This window comes from Streptacidiphilus sp. ASG 303 (assembly GCF_020991365.1).
In the GTDB taxonomy this organism is placed as follows: domain Bacteria; phylum Actinomycetota; class Actinomycetes; order Streptomycetales; family Streptomycetaceae; genus Peterkaempfera.
Window position 1 is genome coordinate 1 of record NZ_JAJLRA010000038.1, and the last position, 13738, is coordinate 13738.

Annotated in this window: 15 protein-coding genes and 3 pseudogenes; 9 read left to right on the forward strand and 9 right to left on the reverse strand. The window is 70.2% G+C overall.

Annotated features, from left to right (window positions below):
* The coding region (locus LO771_RS31515; RefSeq protein WP_374228235.1) for a transposase at positions 1-101 on the reverse strand (101 nt) is incomplete at its 3' end.
* 147 nt (positions 102-248) lie between these two features.
* On the opposite strand from LO771_RS31515, the gene LO771_RS27745 reads away from it, so the two are divergent.
* Positions 249-1064 (forward strand): phosphotransferase family protein, encoded by an 816-nt coding sequence (locus tag LO771_RS27745; RefSeq protein ID WP_230747554.1) that lies wholly within the window; start codon positions 249-251, stop codon positions 1062-1064.
* A 43-nt stretch (positions 1065-1107) separates the two neighbouring features.
* Here the strand turns inward: LO771_RS27745 and LO771_RS27750 are convergent, their stop codons facing one another.
* Together LO771_RS27750 and LO771_RS27755 are read right to left on the reverse strand one after the other, a co-directional pair.
* On the reverse strand, positions 1108-2229 hold the full coding sequence (locus LO771_RS27750) for an IS630 family transposase (protein WP_308189024.1): 1122 nt from the start codon (positions 2227-2229) through the stop codon (positions 1108-1110).
* A 75-nt stretch (positions 2230-2304) separates the two neighbouring features.
* Positions 2305-2652, reverse strand: coding sequence for a hypothetical protein (locus LO771_RS27755; protein WP_230747557.1), 348 nt, complete (start codon positions 2650-2652; stop codon positions 2305-2307).
* 243 nt (positions 2653-2895) lie between these two features.
* Here LO771_RS27755 and LO771_RS27760 point away from each other — a divergent pair, with 243 nt between their 5' ends.
* Positions 2896-3486 carry a DUF6461 domain-containing protein gene (locus LO771_RS27760; protein WP_230747558.1) on the forward strand — a complete coding sequence of 197 codons (591 nt, stop codon included), beginning with the start codon at positions 2896-2898 and terminating at the stop codon, positions 3484-3486.
* A gap of 43 nt (positions 3487-3529) precedes the next feature.
* Here the strand turns inward: LO771_RS27760 and LO771_RS27765 are convergent, their stop codons facing one another.
* Positions 3530-4771, reverse strand: coding sequence for an IS110 family transposase (locus tag LO771_RS27765; protein ID WP_230747560.1), 1242 nt, complete (start codon positions 4769-4771; stop codon positions 3530-3532).
* Between the two features lie 399 nt (positions 4772-5170).
* Between LO771_RS27765 and LO771_RS27770 the strand changes: the two are divergent.
* Positions 5171-5623, forward strand: a pseudogene (locus tag LO771_RS27770) (IS5 family transposase); the annotation flags it as partial.
* Here the strand turns inward: LO771_RS27770 and LO771_RS27775 are convergent.
* Positions 5615-6622 carry a CehA/McbA family metallohydrolase gene (locus LO771_RS27775; protein ID WP_230747562.1) on the reverse strand — a complete coding sequence of 336 codons (1008 nt, stop codon included), beginning with the start codon at positions 6620-6622 and terminating at the stop codon, positions 5615-5617. The pseudogene LO771_RS27770 and the gene LO771_RS27775 overlap by 9 nt on opposite strands.
* A gap of 91 nt (positions 6623-6713) precedes the next feature.
* Here LO771_RS27775 and LO771_RS27780 point away from each other — a divergent pair.
* The 3 genes and pseudogenes from LO771_RS27780 to LO771_RS27790 form a co-directional block, all read left to right on the forward strand.
* A pseudogene (locus tag LO771_RS27780) lies at positions 6714-7350 on the forward strand (IS5 family transposase); the annotation flags it as partial.
* A gap of 52 nt (positions 7351-7402) precedes the next feature.
* A pseudogene (locus LO771_RS27785) lies at positions 7403-7480 on the forward strand (hypothetical protein); the annotation flags it as partial.
* 67 nt (positions 7481-7547) lie between these two features.
* On the forward strand, positions 7548-7733 hold the full coding sequence (locus LO771_RS27790) for a hypothetical protein (protein WP_230747610.1): 186 nt from the start codon (positions 7548-7550) through the stop codon (positions 7731-7733).
* Between the two features lie 208 nt (positions 7734-7941).
* On the opposite strand, the gene LO771_RS27795 is transcribed toward LO771_RS27790, so the two are convergent.
* On the reverse strand, positions 7942-8499 hold the full coding sequence (locus LO771_RS27795; protein ID WP_230747563.1) for an SMI1/KNR4 family protein: 558 nt from the start codon (positions 8497-8499) through the stop codon (positions 7942-7944).
* Between the two features lie 143 nt (positions 8500-8642).
* On the opposite strand from LO771_RS27795, the gene LO771_RS27800 reads away from it, so the two are divergent.
* Positions 8643-9101, forward strand: coding sequence for a hypothetical protein (locus LO771_RS27800; RefSeq protein WP_230747564.1), 459 nt, complete (start codon positions 8643-8645; stop codon positions 9099-9101).
* 201 nt (positions 9102-9302) lie between these two features.
* Here the strand turns inward: LO771_RS27800 and LO771_RS27805 are convergent, their stop codons facing one another.
* Together LO771_RS27805 and LO771_RS27810 are read right to left on the reverse strand one after the other, a co-directional pair.
* On the reverse strand, positions 9303-10325 hold the full coding sequence (locus LO771_RS27805; RefSeq protein ID WP_230747565.1) for a CU044_5270 family protein: 1023 nt from the start codon (positions 10323-10325) through the stop codon (positions 9303-9305).
* The gene (locus tag LO771_RS27810) at positions 10322-10963 is read right to left on the reverse strand and encodes an RNA polymerase sigma factor (protein ID WP_230747566.1); all 642 of its coding nucleotides are present in this window, start codon (positions 10961-10963) and stop codon (positions 10322-10324) included. Before LO771_RS27810 ends, LO771_RS27805 begins: the two co-directional genes overlap by 4 nt.
* A 240-nt stretch (positions 10964-11203) precedes the next feature.
* Here LO771_RS27810 and LO771_RS27815 point away from each other — a divergent pair, with 240 nt between their 5' ends.
* Both LO771_RS27815 and LO771_RS27820 read left to right on the forward strand, forming a co-directional pair.
* Positions 11204-12007 (forward strand): hypothetical protein, encoded by an 804-nt coding sequence (locus LO771_RS27815; RefSeq protein ID WP_230747567.1) that lies wholly within the window; start codon positions 11204-11206, stop codon positions 12005-12007.
* Between the two features lie 739 nt (positions 12008-12746).
* Complete coding sequence (locus tag LO771_RS27820; RefSeq protein ID WP_230747568.1) at positions 12747-13106, forward strand: hypothetical protein; 360 nt, start codon at positions 12747-12749, stop codon at positions 13104-13106.
* A 122-nt stretch (positions 13107-13228) separates the two neighbouring features.
* Here the strand turns inward: LO771_RS27820 and LO771_RS27825 are convergent, their stop codons facing one another.
* A complete protein-coding gene (locus LO771_RS27825) occupies positions 13229-13411 on the reverse strand; it encodes a hypothetical protein (RefSeq protein ID WP_230747569.1) in 183 nt (60 codons plus the stop codon).
* Positions 13412-13738: the final 327 nt, after the last annotated feature.

Consider the following 13738-nt stretch of genomic DNA (forward strand, 5'->3'; position numbering starts at 1 on the left):
TGCCGGTGATCCCGCCACGGACGACCCCGCCCGTCGGCACCCGGCAGCAGCGGCGCGATCCGCTCCCACGCCGCATCCGTCAACTCACCACGACCCACCACAAGATCAATTATCAGACACGGCCTAGTGCTTTGACCGTGAAGGTTCACCGGTTTGGTCAGGTCGCCGAACCGAGGCGGCGAGACCGTGGGTTCGATCGGTTGTCAGCGTCTCCTGCGACAGGCTGACGCCTGGCAAGATCACCTTCCATGAGTTCAGATCGATGGAGCACTCACGCGATCGAGATGGGGCCAACCAGTGTCATCAAGCGGTTCAGCGTGGGAGACCGCGAGCGGTGCGAGCGCGAGTTTCGTGCGCTGACACTGCTTGCCGCGTATGCTCCCGGCTTGGCCGCCAAGCCGCTTCTATCGGAGTTGGCTGCCCCGCAGCCGACCCTCGTGATGTCCCGGCTGAGCGGCTCGCCTCTGCGGGGAAGCTCTCTCGACCACCGGCAGCTGAAGGTCCTCGCGGATGCCGTCACCGCAATGCACAATGCGGTCCCGCCGTCAGTGCTCGCGGGAGTTCCGCTCAGGCCGGGACATCAAGGCGAGCTGATCACGCACCTGCGTACCTGGTCAGCTGTCGAGCGTCGTGACGACAGCAGCGTCGTAGCCCGCGGCAAGGTCGCTGGATTGGCGTGGCTGGCCCAGTCGGGTCTGGAGAACGGCGAGCCTGATGTCCCAGCGGCGTTCGGACCTGGAGACGGCAACCTCGCCAACTACCTCTGGGACGGAAACAAGGTCCAGGTCGTCGACTTCGAGGACTCCGGCCGCAGTGATCGAGCCTTCGAGTTGGCGGAGATCACCGAGCATGTGTCCAGTTGGATCGGACCGCCCCTCGATGTCTCCTCGTTCTTGGCACACGTCGACTTGACCGCAGCCGAGGCATCCCGGCTTCGCGACTGCCGGCGGCTCCTCGCCCTTGTCTGGCTGTTCCTGTTGTCGTTCGATGATCCAGACAGCCCCAGGAATCCACCCGGCACCGCAGAGCGGCAGGCCGACCGCCTGATGGAACTGCTGGGTTGAGATGGCGCTATTTCCCTTCTGACCGCGACGGTTCACCGGGTCGTCAGGCTGCCGTGTCGCGTGGGCGTCCGCCCCAGCGGATGCCCTTCTCGCTGCGGACACGGGCGCGCTCGCGGCGTTGGGCGGCGAGGACGTCGGGGTGGCGGGCGTTCGCGTTCCTCCAGCGGAGGTAGGCGTGCAGGGCCCAGGTCTGGACGGTGTGGTTGCGGTGGTGGGAGTTCGCGATCGTGAACTGCCGAAGCGGCCCGAAGTGGGCCTCGATCGGGTTGGCCCAGGACGCGTAGGTCGGGGTGAAGCAGAGTTCGACCCGGTTCTTCTTCGCCCAACGGCGGATCGTCTCGCCCTTGTGGGCGGAGAGGTTGTCCAGGATGACGTAGATCGGGGCGCCGTCCGGGCGGGCCGCGCGGATCGACCTGAGCGCGGCCAGCGTGTTGCCGGCGCCCTTCCTGCGTCGGTTGACGCCCCACAGCCTGTCGTCGCCGATCGAGTAGCAGCCGTGGAAGTAGCGGACGCCGTGTGTGCGGTGGTAGGTCGCGGGGTGCCGCTCGGGGTGACCGGCGGGTGCCCATCCGGAGCCGCCCGTGGGACGGATGCCGAGGGGCCCGAACTCGTCGAACGCGAAGACCCGGTCAGGGAAGCGGTCCAGGACGTGCTCGATGCGATCCAGCTTGGCGTCGCGGTCGGGATCGGGTGACTCCTTCCAGGTCTTGGTGCGCTGGAAGGTGATGCCGCGGCGGGCGAGCAGGCACCGTAACGCCTCGCGGCCGATCCGGATCACGCGGCCGTGGACTTTCCGCAGGTAGACGGCGAGTTTGCGGATCGACCATCGGGTGAAGGGCTGGCCGAACTTGGTCGGGCGGGTGGTGGCCGTCTGGACGACGAAGTCCTCGTCGTCATGACTGAGAAGGCGGGGACGGCCTCCCGCCCACCGAGGGTCCAAGCAGGCCAGCCTGATCTCGTTGAACCGGTGGATCACGTCGCGGACGGTGTCCTCGTCGGCCTGCACCAGCTGGGCGATCGCCGGGACCCGGTTCCCGCCAGCCGAGGCCAGCAGCATCATCGCCCGCCGGAACCGCACCGAACTGGTGCTACCCCGGCGCACGATCTGCTGCAGCTTCTGCCCCTCCTGGTCGGTCAACCTGCGCACACGGACAGGCTCGGCCACCACACCCCCCAAACGGTCGGACGGACGTCACCGCACATCCAACCGCCCGACCACCAACCCGGCGAACCAACCCGGTCAGAGCACTAGCGGTTCTCTGAGCAAGATGACGGGGACCGATTCCAGGCCAAGTCGAATGGCCACGGCAATCCGATGGTTTCCGTCGAGGGTCCCGAACTCCTCGTTGAACCCGAGGCGCAGCGGTGTCAGGATCCCGCGCTTTCTGATGTCCACGGTCAACGCATCCAGATGACTTGGTGTGTCGACGAGCGCGGAGCCGACGATCTCGCGATCGACCGCTCGGTATCGCGCGACAAGAGCAGTTGGTAGGTGGACCTGGGAGAGCGACATATGGGCATCCTCCACGATGGCCGGAGGCAGTTGCATCAGGTCCCAGCTGTTGCCGCACCGGTTCTGGAAGGCCACAACCGTGCCGAAGGCTCGTGCCGGACTGCCTCTTCGAAGACGACTACGGTCACCCGGATGCGTAAGGCCGGTCGAATGCCTCAGTCAGGGCGAGGGTCTGGGTGACGTCGTTGACGTTCGCGGCGGTGGTGATGACCTTCAGCGGGATGCCGCCGCCGTCGGTGATCAGACATCCGATGCAGTTGATCTGTCAAGCCACTGCGGTTGGCTGTGGTGTCAGTGGGGTGTGACAGCATCCGCCGAATGACGAGTGCACACGCAGGACGCGGCTTGGAGATGTTCCGGGTAGGCGACTTCCCCATCTACACGTTGACCTTCGTACGGGGGCTGAGCCCTGTCGAGTTGCTCACCCGCATGAGAGTTGACCAGGAAACCCTCGCCCTTCGCGACGGGATGGATCTGTCGGACGACTTCGGCGACGACCTTCTCGACGATGAGGAACCCGTCGTCACCACGGGCGTCGATGGAGCATGGACCTGGGCGTGGGAACAGGGTGGTGTGCACGGGCTCGAGGAGCAGATCTTGAGCGCCGTGTCTGTCGGCACCGAGGCCGTTGCGCTGCACTACAACGAGAAGCCGATGTACTGGTTCAAGTACGCGGTCGACGGCGACGTCATCGTCGACTTTCACACGCTCCAGGCGATTGAGCCGACCGGGCTGGACCCGGCACGACTTGATGAGTACATGCGGCCGTTGGGGCTCGTCCCTGGCGAGCGGCCCCTTCGCTATGGCGTCCTGTCGCTTGTTGAGAACGCTTTCGGTATCCGGCTGACGCATCCGGGAGAGGTGGACGATCCGCGTATGAGCGGCCGGTTGAGCCCTTTGCCGGAGTGACTCCTCATGTGACTGGGCGATCCCAGTTCGGTGGAGGGGGCTGTCAAGCAGCCACTGCAAGGGTGACGATCGGCGGGGCCGGGAAGGCGGTGGTCTCGTCGTAGGGGACATTATTGGTGAGGCAGTGGTGGAGGCAGCCGAGCATGCGGTTGAAGAGGTTGCGCTGGGCTGAGATGTGGCGGTCTCCGTCGGCACGGCGGCGGTCGTAGTGGGCTCTGGCCCCCGGTGAGGCGGTCAGTGAGGCGAAGGCCCAGACATACCCGACCGCGGCCAGGCGCTGGTTCTTGATGCGGCGGACCTTGACGGACACGCTCTTGCCCGACGCCCGGGTCACCGGAGCTGCGCCGGCGTATGCCTTGAGTGCTCTCGCGCTGGTGAAGCGGGATCGGTCATCGCCGATCTCAGCCAGCACCCGAGCGCCGGAGAGCGAGCCGAGTCCCGGAAAGCTGGTGATGATCTCGGCGTCCGGGTGCTTCTCGAACAACGCAGTGGTGGCTTCGGCGAGCTCCTCCGCGCTGCTGCAGGCTGCGTCGAGCTTGCGCAGCAGGGCCAGGGCCTGGCGGCCCATCGCGTCCTCGACCAGGGGCAGATGGCGCATCTGTGGGACACGCAGTGCTGTGTGCAGACGCTCGACTTCGGCCTCGATGCCGCGCTGGCGGCCGGCTTTCTTGAGCGCGGCCCTCAGCTGGGTGCGGGTGAGCCGAGCGATCTGGCCCGGTGTTGGTGCGGCGGCCAGCAGGCTGCGGGCCAGGGGCGAGCACAGGCCGCCGAGGAGCGGCTGGACGGCGGCCAGGTAGCCGGGGAAGTACTCGCGCAGGTGGGAGCGGAGTTTGTTGGCTGCCTGGGTGCGGTCCCAGACCGCGTCCTGCTGAGCGCGGGCCAGGACGGCGATGGCCTGCGCCAGCTCGCTGTCGGCGGGCAACTGCCGGTGGGCGGCCGCATCGGTGCGCAGGATGTGTGCCAGCATCGTGGCGTCGAAGTGGTCGGACTTCTTGCGCGCGACGGTGTGGCGTTCGCGATAGCGGGCGGCGGCCATCGGGTTGATCGCGTAGACGGGCCGCCCGGTGGCCCGCAGGCTGGCGACCAGCAGCCCTCGGGAGGTTTCGATGGCCACCGGTACCGGGGATTCGGCGGCGTCTTCGTATTCGGCCAGCAGGTTGAGGAGCTGCTGGAGACCGGCGGCGTCATCGCCGATCCTGGCTCGGGCCACGAGCTTGCCCTCGGTGTCGACCAGGGCGATGTCGTGATGGTCGCTGGCCCAGTCGATCCCGCAGTATGCCTTCATGGGCTTGTCTCACATCCTTCCGTCCGCAGTGTTTCGCTGCTGGTCGCAGCCGTGCGGAGACACGCGACTCCCTAATGGAAGGGCTCTGGTGGCCCAGCATCCGATCAGCCGTTCGTGACCCCAGCTGCCCGCGGGGCCCTCGGTCTTCGCAGGAGCTCTGCGGCTCCCGATGGATTGAGAGGTGACCACTGCGAGAGGCTCGAACCACGAACGTCAACGACCCGGCCACCTGATCGGTGCCGTGTTGGGGGTGCCGGCGGGCAGGCTCTCCAGACATGCGTCAGACCCGCTGCCGGCGGTACGGGAGCCGGTGAGCCCGTCTGATCAAAGGGCTCCACACCCGGTGGTGCTTCAGGCTTCACCGGCCCCGTAGATCCCCATTAGGTGGTGCTTGCTGCCGGTCTTGCGGCGGTCGACCGTGCCCGTCACGGCTCCAAGCACCACCTGATCGTCGACCGGCACGGAACCCCGCTCGCCGTCACGCTCACCGGCGGCAACCGTCACGACGTCACCCAGTTGCTGCCGCTACTCGACGCGGTCCCGCCGATCCGGGGGCTTCGAGGACGGCCTCGTCGCAAGCTGCGGCACCTGCATGCCGACCGCGGCTACGACTTCGACACATACCGCCGCCTGCTGTGGAAGCGCGGCATCAAGCCGGTGATCGCCCGACGCGGCACCGCCCACGGCCCGGGGCTCGGCAAAGTCTGTTGGGTGGTGGAACGGGCCCTCGCCTGGCTGTACCAGTTCAAACGACTCCGAATTCGCCACGAAAGTCGCGCCGACCTCCCTCAGGGCCTGCTCGAATCGGCATGCAGCCTCATCTGCCTCCGTCGCCTGCGGACCTCACGATGAAACGAGTGGTCGGTTGAGGATGATCGGATTGGTGAGTGCGGCGACGTGCCCCTGGGGATGGCGGACCTCGATGCGAACGAACGCCGAGTCCTCCGCTGTCGTGTCCCACTGAACCGCTCCCGCCCCGTCACCGGGGAGAGGAGCGCGGTGGACCTTCCCTCGATCGGTGTGGAAGCTGATGGTCCCCGCCGGCACACCTCGTACTGCCGCGTGGACTTCCACCTGACCACCATGAGTCGCGAGCCGCTCTCCCACCCCGGCAACGCGGCCGGCGGCATGGGCGGTGAACGACACGTCCACATCCGCCGACTCGGCGATCCAACTGCGGCCGGCGCGGATCCCGGCCAGGACTGCCTGGGTGCTCAGTTCCTTGGAGAAGACCACGGTGTGAGGGATCCCGATCTGCCCTTCCAGGTGGGTGTCGCTGTTGCCCATCGCCGGCCGCCACGAGCCTGTGCGGAGGTCCGCCGCAAGGCTCCGCCCCCATGCGGCCAGGGCCGCCTCGTTGTCGGCATTCCAGGGCCGGTCCGACGTCCACAGCCCGTTCCACACCTCGACCACGTCGAAGCCGAGGAAGGAGAACATGAAGTCGCCCGACGGATAGGGCGCATGCGGATGCGCGGCCACGCACAGGCCCCCTGCTCGGTGGACCTGGGCCAGGCACTTGTCCACCAGCCCGTCCCCGGCCTGGTGGTTCCAGCCGACGACCTCGCCGGGATCGAGGCCGAGCGCCAGCCAGTGCCCGGTCTTCGTGGTCACCTCTTCGCCGAGAAGGATCAAGAAGTCATCGGCGGCCAGATGCCCCCAGACACCCGGGACCGCCGCTGAGTTGTGCTCCGTCGTCGCGATGAAGTCGAGCCCGGCCGCGTGCGCCCGGGCAGCCAACTCCTCGGGTGTGAGTTCCCCGTCGGAGTGAACGGAGTGGACATGGCAGTCCCCGCGGTACCAGCCCGCCCCGCGTCCGATCGCCCGCCCCGGCGGGAAGCTCAGGCTCGACAAGGTTTTCCTCCCAGAGTCATCTCGACTCAACGCGCCACCAGGGGCAACCCGTTCCACCGCCCACGGAGCACCACCTCCGCTAGGACGTCAGATTCGGCGGGTAGTTCCGGAGACTGTCGTCCGGCGCCCGCAAGGTGGCGGCCGACGGCGTGCAGGGGACCGGGAGACGATGGCGGCGATCGTGTTTGTGGCCACGTCCGGATGCACCTGGCGGCAGTTGCCGCCGGTGTTCGGGCCGTGCTGGCAGACGGTCTACCGGCGCTTCGCTCAGTGGAGCCGCGACCGCGTCTGGGCCCGTCTCCACCGCGTGATCCTTGACGAGCTCGGAAGCCGTGGGGAACTGGACTGGTCCCATTGCGCTATCGAATCGGTGAGCATCCGCGCGACCAAAAGGGGCTCCTGACCGGACCGAATCCGACCGATCGCGGCAAGAAGGGATCAAAGATCCACCTCATCTGCGACCGGAATGGCTTGCCGATCTCTGTTGCGATTTCTGGTGCCAACCTGCACGACAGCCAGGCTCTGGAGCCGCTGGTGCAGGGCATCCCGCCCATTCGCTCCAGACGAGGACCGGCCGACGACGACCCGCCAAACTACATGCGGACAAGGGCTACGACTACGACCGCCTGCGGAAGTGGCTGCGTGCCCGCGGCATTGTCCCGCGCATCGCGTGCCGTGGGATGGAGAGCTCGGGGCGCCTGGGCCGCCGCCGCTGGGTGGTCGAGCGGGGCAGCCCGCCTTTTCCTGCTCCAGGTGGCGCTCTTCGAGGCGGAGTTGGGGGTCCCCTCGGGCATCGGGCCGGTGGAGGACGACGAGTGCCGGATCGACCCGGTCCTCTTCGAGGGCTTCGTCCACGCCCTGCTAGAGCGTCACCGTGGGGCCCGCCACGTCGTCGTGTCGGCCCTCTCCGAGGGATTCCGCCACGGTGCTGGTGCTCGCCGAGCGCGCCGGAATCACCGGGCACCGGGCCCTGCCCGCGGCCGTGCAGGACGTCCTTGCGGACGTGCAGGTCTCGGCCTCCACGAGGGCGCCCGCTTCACGGGACGAGGACACCTGGGCGGCCCGACTGCAGGAGCGGTCCTGCGAGCTCAGCCGCTTCATGCCACGCTGACCCGGGCCCGCCTGTCAACGGCGAGCCGATCACCCGCCCCTCGTCGGTACGGCCGGCCCAGGAGCGTGGAGTTCTCTGAATGCCTGCGCCGCCGTCGCCGGACCGTGGAGCACACAGCGGGCCCGGCCCGGTGGCCGCCGACGGCTCCGCCGCCGCGACGGGCGCAACGCCGGGCATTTCCTCGCGCTCGACGGCCCGGCCGCCGCCCTCACCGGCCACCGCCGCCCGAGCCGCCGACCCAGCTCACGATGGGGCGGACCGGCGGCAGCCCCCACGGCTCCAGTGCTCCGCCGACCAGGTCCGCCAGGAACTGGACCGCCCCGCCGGTGTAGTGCCACCAGCACCCGTTGCGGGAGGCGACGGTGACCGTCCAGGCCCATGGTCCGGCGGGGCTGGTGGCCCACAGGAAGAAGTCCCCCTCGTTGGAGGTGCCCCAGGGATACAGACCGCCCGGCGCAGGCCAGGGGTGCAGCGGAACGGTCAGCTCCGCGTCCTCGCACCACTCCGCAGCCGTCTCCAGAAGATCTCGGCCTCCCTCGGGCCAGCCCCGTTCCGTGCCCGGTCCGGGAAGGCCGACCAGCAGGAAGCCGCCCAGCTCGAAAGCCGGGTACAACTCGCTCAGCAGCTTGAAGTCAGCCGGCAGCGCCGCCCCCAGGTCCGTCTCCAACTCCGACCAGTCGAGGACCGCCGGCACCGGACGGCAGTGCGTAGCAAGACCGGGCACGACACGTTCCAGCTCCGCAACCGACTCGAGCGGATCGGACATCCGACGGCGAGGCACCTGGGTACCGACAAGATCGTCCATGCGACCAGACTGCCAGAGCGTCTCCGTACCCCCGCCGCGGGTCGATGGCTCATGGTCCCTGGGAGGCGCGCTGCAAGAAGCCGCCACCGCCCCTCATGTGAGCCATGGACCTGCGCCCGGAACTGCTCCCCCCGCCCGTGTCCCGGCGGCGCCTGGATGAGCTCGCCCTTGCCGTCGAGTGGATCGAGGCCCTGCTCGACCGCGGAGAACGGGCGCAGGCGCAGGACGCCGTCGTCGCCTTCAACGCGGTGACCGGACACACATACACGCTCGACGACTTCGCGACCTGGAGCGGCTGGCGCAGCCTGGAGGAGTTCGCCTGCGAGGCCGCGCGGCCGGCCCGCCCGAAGGTGCCCGGCGTCACCCGCGCCGAGCTTGCCGAGATCGCCCGCCGGACCATGGGCGCGTCCCCGGAGACGGACTACTACCTGCGGCTCCTCGAGGCCAACGTGCCGCATCCCCGTGTCGGCGACCTCGTCTTCCATCCGCCCGCCGAGCTGCTGGGCGCCTCCGCCGAGGCGGTCGTCGACGCCGCGCTGGGCTACCGCGCGATCGCGTTGTAGCCGCAGCCCCCCGCGCCTCCCCGGGCGGGGACGCCGCCGCCCGGCGGCCGCCTGAGAAGGGCCTGCCGGGCGGCGCACTGCTCCGTTTGCCGACGACCATCCCCGTAGCCTGAAACCCCGCATCCTGACTCCGCCAATTCCAGGGCGCATCGGGTCGCACAAAGGTTCCCAGGCGGATCGGCCGATCATGGCTGTTTCCGATCAGGAGTTCGATCTCGCGCCGGGGGTCTGCCCTGCGGCGTCGACGATGCCGCGGCCGACGACGGCGATGGAGGTCACCTCGTCCCCCGCCCTGCCCCAGGGGCCGTCCTCCAGGAGGACGGTGCGCTCGCCGAGCAGGCGCAGGCTCCGCCTGTCGAAGATCCACTCCGAGCGCTCGCCGCCGTGGACCCGGGCGACGGCCACGCCGTGCCGGCCGGCCGCGTCGACGGCGTCGTCGACCGTCACCACCCCGGGGATGCGCCCCGCGGCCCGGTACAGCGCCGCGCTGACCCGGGGAGGCGCGACGGAGGAGCGCAGCAGGTCGCCGATGGTGGTGAAGGCCTCCTGGTCCGGCCCGGTGGTCGACCCCGAGCCGGGTCCGTGGTTGAGGTCGGCGTCGGCGTAGATCCGCTTCAGCAGGGCCTGCGGGTCGGTCGGCAGGCCGGCCAGGAACGCGTAGGTGGGCGAGTTGAGCGTGCCGCCGTGGAGGGCCGGGGTCTGCCGGTCGCCGCCGCTGCTGCGCTGGAGGCCGGGCCGGTCGCCGTCCACCGGCGTCCAGTCCTCCCGGTTCTGAGTGATGGTGTCGCGCTGCATCGAGCCGTCGCTTCTCTCGCTCAGCGAGGTGCTGTGGCCGACCGTCCTGACGTAGGTGTACTGGCCGGCGCGGGGCTGCGCCTGGGGCCGGGCGTAGGCGGCCTGCGCCACCCGGTCCAGGAGCTGCACGGATGCAGCGGTGGCCGGCGGCGTCCTCTCACCCGGCGCGCCGCTGCCCTGGGTGGCCACCACCACGGCGACGGCTGCGGCGGTGGCGGCCACTGCCGTCAGGACGAGGCGGACCCGTCGCCGGGCGGCCGGGGCGGAAGGGCGGTGGGAGCGGTCGATCTCGTTCAGCAGGAACTCCCTGGTCGTGCCCAGACGGCCCGGTGGCAGGCCCGGGTGGGGCGGCGGTGGCAGCAGTCGTCCGAGTTCGCGGCGCTCGCGGTGCTCGTCCTGCTCATGGCTGTCCGCGGATGCGGTGGTCACGGCTGCCTCCCCGGGTGGCTCCTCATGGACGACCGGCTGTCGTGGACGTGGTGTCCGCGGCCGCGGTCCGGTTCCCTCGCTCCCCGCTCCGGCGGGCCTTGTGCCGCGACGGTCCTGCGGAGTCTGTCCCGGGCGCGGGACAGCCGGGACCGGACGGTGCCCACGGGGATGCCCAGGGCCTGTGCGGCCTCCGCGTAGCCCAGTCCCGACCACACCACGAGGGTGAAGACCTCGCGTTCGCTGCGGCGCAGCCGCCCGAGCGCCGCCACGGCCGCGGCTGCCGTGGCGGCGTCGGCGATCCTGCCCACGACCTCGTCGGCGAAGTCCGGTACCGGCTCACGGGGAGGAAGGCGGGACATCGCCGCACGGTGCCGGCGCGCGGCTCTCGCGGTGTTGCGGAGCACGTTGGTGGCGATGCCCAGCAGCCACGCCCGCGGGTTGACCACGTCGCCGCGCAGTCTGTCCCGCAGCCGCCAGGCCTCGAGGAACGTCAGTGACACCACGTCATCGGCGGTGTTTCCGTCCCCGGTGGCGCGGGCCGCGTGCGCGTGCACCGTCCGGGCGTGCTCGTCGAAGAGCGCGGCGAAGGCGCGGCGGTCGCCGGTCGGGTTCTGCTGACTGGGCAGGAAGGACTCCACGTCCTTCTGGTGTCCGCAGCGGCAGGAGGGTTCCCGAAGACCTGCCGATCGCCGGGGCAGCGGGCGGGGCCTGCACTCCGCACTGACTTGTGATAACAGCCGTGACAGCGCCACTCTCCTTGCGGAGATGCGCCGTGCCCTTCACGCGCACCTTCCGAACGGTGCTTCGGAAGGTGCCAGGTCCCAAAGGATTTGCTAAGGCTGTTATCACAAGTCGTTCTTCGTGCAAGTCTCTGTCCCATGGAGCCCGACCCCTACGCCGTCCTGCAGGACTGGCTCACCGGCCGCCCCTACGCCGAGGGCACCCGCGAGGACTACGAACGCGAGGCCACCGCCTGGATCGAGCACATCGGGGCGAAGGTGTGGCGCGCCAGCGCCCGCGACGTGAGCCACTGGGCAGCCGCCGGCAACCCCCGCACCGAAGCATGGCGCATCAGCTGCCTGCGCTCCTTCTACCGCCACGCCGCCGAGACCGACCCCCGGGTGAGGAACCCGCTCCCCCGCGGCCTGAGGCCCCCCGTCGCCACCCTGCCCCCCGGCCGGCCCGCCCTCGACGCCACCCAGGCCGCCCTCTTCCTCTCCGCCCTCGACCGCTACCGCGGCCCGCACGCCGAACGCGCCCGCGCCCTCGGCTACCTCATCCTCGGCATGGACCTGCGCGCCCACCAGGCCGTCGCCCTCGACCTCGACGACTGGATCCACGAACAGCACCGCACCACCGCCCGCATCACCCTCAAGGGCGGCGGCACCGCCCTGCGCGAAGTCCCCCCGCCCGTCGCGCTCGCCGTCGCCGAGTACCTCCCCCACCGCCGCACCGCCGCCCCCCACAGCACCCCCGGGGCCGGTCCTCTGCTCACCAGCGGCCGCGGCCGGCGCCTGGACAGCTACAACACCCCCACCGGCATCCTCCGCACCGTCGCCTCCACCCACCCCCTCCTCGCCGATCTCGCCCCCGCCCTCACCAGCGACGGCCTCGCCGCCAGCCCCAGCCCCTTCGCTCCGACGCAGGCATCCGTTACCCCGCAAGGCCGCCCCGTCCGCTGAAGACCGCTCTGCCAGCCTCCAGTCGCCGCCCCGCCAAGCGCACCGGCAAATTCCCTGGTGGACCTCCCACCCACCGCTCGCGAGACAGGCCGCCGACACGTCGGCTGCGCGCCAAGGCCGACCGCGCCCGAAGACACCGTGTCGACGTCCCCGGCGCTGATGCGCCACGCCCTGGACGGCACACACCACGAGGTGAGCGGCTTCGAGGCGGGGCCGGACCCGGGCTGGGATCCGCACGAGGGCCGCCCTCCTCGGCGGCGCATCCGGCGACCACCGGCCGGAGGACCGGTGGCGGACCGCGCGAACCGATTCGCGTTTCACGACGAGGACAAAGAGTGTCCCGCTCTTGCGACTTGAGAGGACCCTGTCGGAAGGCTCCGGTCAGGCTAGAGTCCCTCCTCAGGCACGGCGGCAGGACGCCTCTCAGCCGGCCGTCCCGGTGTCGACGGCCCGCGGGCCCCTCCGACAGGGCGCGCCGCACCCACCAGCTCTGGCAAGGAGAACCCTCATGCGTCAGCCCCTCGCCGTGCTCGGCGCTACGGCCCTGCTCGGCCTGTCGGCCACCGCCTGCTCCTCTTCGGGCGCGGCTCCGTCCCAGGACGCCACTCCCGCCCCCGCGGTATCCCGGGCGGCACCGAGCGCCGCATCGACGCCGGCCCTTGCCGGGCCGACGACCGCGGAGGCGGTCATCCGAGCCGTAGCTGCCCTGAAGAGCGAGCAGACGCCCGCAGAGCTCACCGTGGTCTATGACGAGAACACCGACCAGAACCACATGCTGGGCCGACCCGGCAAGTACACCTCCAAGGCGTCCTTCACCGACCGTCGGATCGCGGTGTCCGAGGCGAACGACACCTCCAAGGGGGCAGTCGACCTCGGCGGGAGCGTCGAGTACTTCCCCACCGAGGAGCAGGCCGCCGCTCGCGCGAAGTACATCCAGTCCGCCCTGAACTCGGTTCCCGGCCTGGGCACTGAATACGACTTCGTTGCAGACTCCGGGGCTCTGCTGCGGGTCAGCGGCGTCCTGCCGCCTTCAAAGGCCAACGCCTACAGGGACGCTCTCGCGCAGGTCACCGGAACCCGGGTCACCACGATGAGCTGACCGGGTGTCGCGCACCGCTCCTGCCATGGGGCCTGTCTGACGGTTCGCGCCGGACACCGCACAGGCGCCCTGATCTGGAGTCCTGTCGGCACCGGTCGTACAAGCCCGGTCGCGGCGGCCGGTCAGGGGGGGGCGGGTGCCATGAGGTCGGTCTTGCGGACCGGTGCGATCCGGGCGAGCCGGCCGTCCGCCTCCGGCCGGGAGAGCCGGCGGTCCCGTGCCGGCGAGGGCTCCATGCATTCGAAGGTGCGGCCGTTGACCCAGCCGAACGAGCCGAACGGCGGGTGCAGGACGAGCACCCGCACGCCGTCGAGCGGCCTGATGTCCCCGGGGACCCCTTCGGGTGCGACGTAGCCCCCATGGCCGTCGAACAGGCGGAAGCGCCGAAGGACGGGCCTGCCGCGGACCGTGTGATCGTCACCTTCGGCCAGTCCTCGGCATCGGCCCAGGCCAGAGCGATCGCCCTGGCCTGGGCCGCGTCGAGGCCGTTCCGCGCGGCGACAGCCGCTCGGACACGCACCACCTCTCCCACGCCGTCGGCTCCCAGCGCCGGCGCGAGCCGGTCCGGCACCTCCTGCGCCCAGAGGACGGGGACCACGGTGAACCTCTGCAGGGCCTCGGTCGTCCGCTCG

Bases quoted from the DNA above. Each gene is read 5' to 3' on its own strand.
- LO771_RS27745 (WP_230747554.1), top strand. From the start codon at position 249: ATGAGTTCAGATCGATGGAGCACTCACGCGATCGAGATGGGGCCAACC.
- LO771_RS27760 (WP_230747558.1), top strand. From the start codon at position 2,896: ATGACGAGTGCACACGCAGGACGCGGCTTGGAGATGTTCCGGGTAGGC.
- LO771_RS27765 (WP_230747560.1), bottom strand. From the start codon at position 4,771: ATGAAGGCATACTGCGGGATCGACTGGGCCAGCGACCATCACGACATC.
- LO771_RS27795 (WP_230747563.1), bottom strand. From the start codon at position 8,499: ATGTCCGATCCGCTCGAGTCGGTTGCGGAGCTGGAACGTGTCGTGCCC.
- LO771_RS27800 (WP_230747564.1), top strand. From the start codon at position 8,643: ATGGACCTGCGCCCGGAACTGCTCCCCCCGCCCGTGTCCCGGCGGCGC.
- LO771_RS27815 (WP_230747567.1), top strand. From the start codon at position 11,204: ATGGAGCCCGACCCCTACGCCGTCCTGCAGGACTGGCTCACCGGCCGC.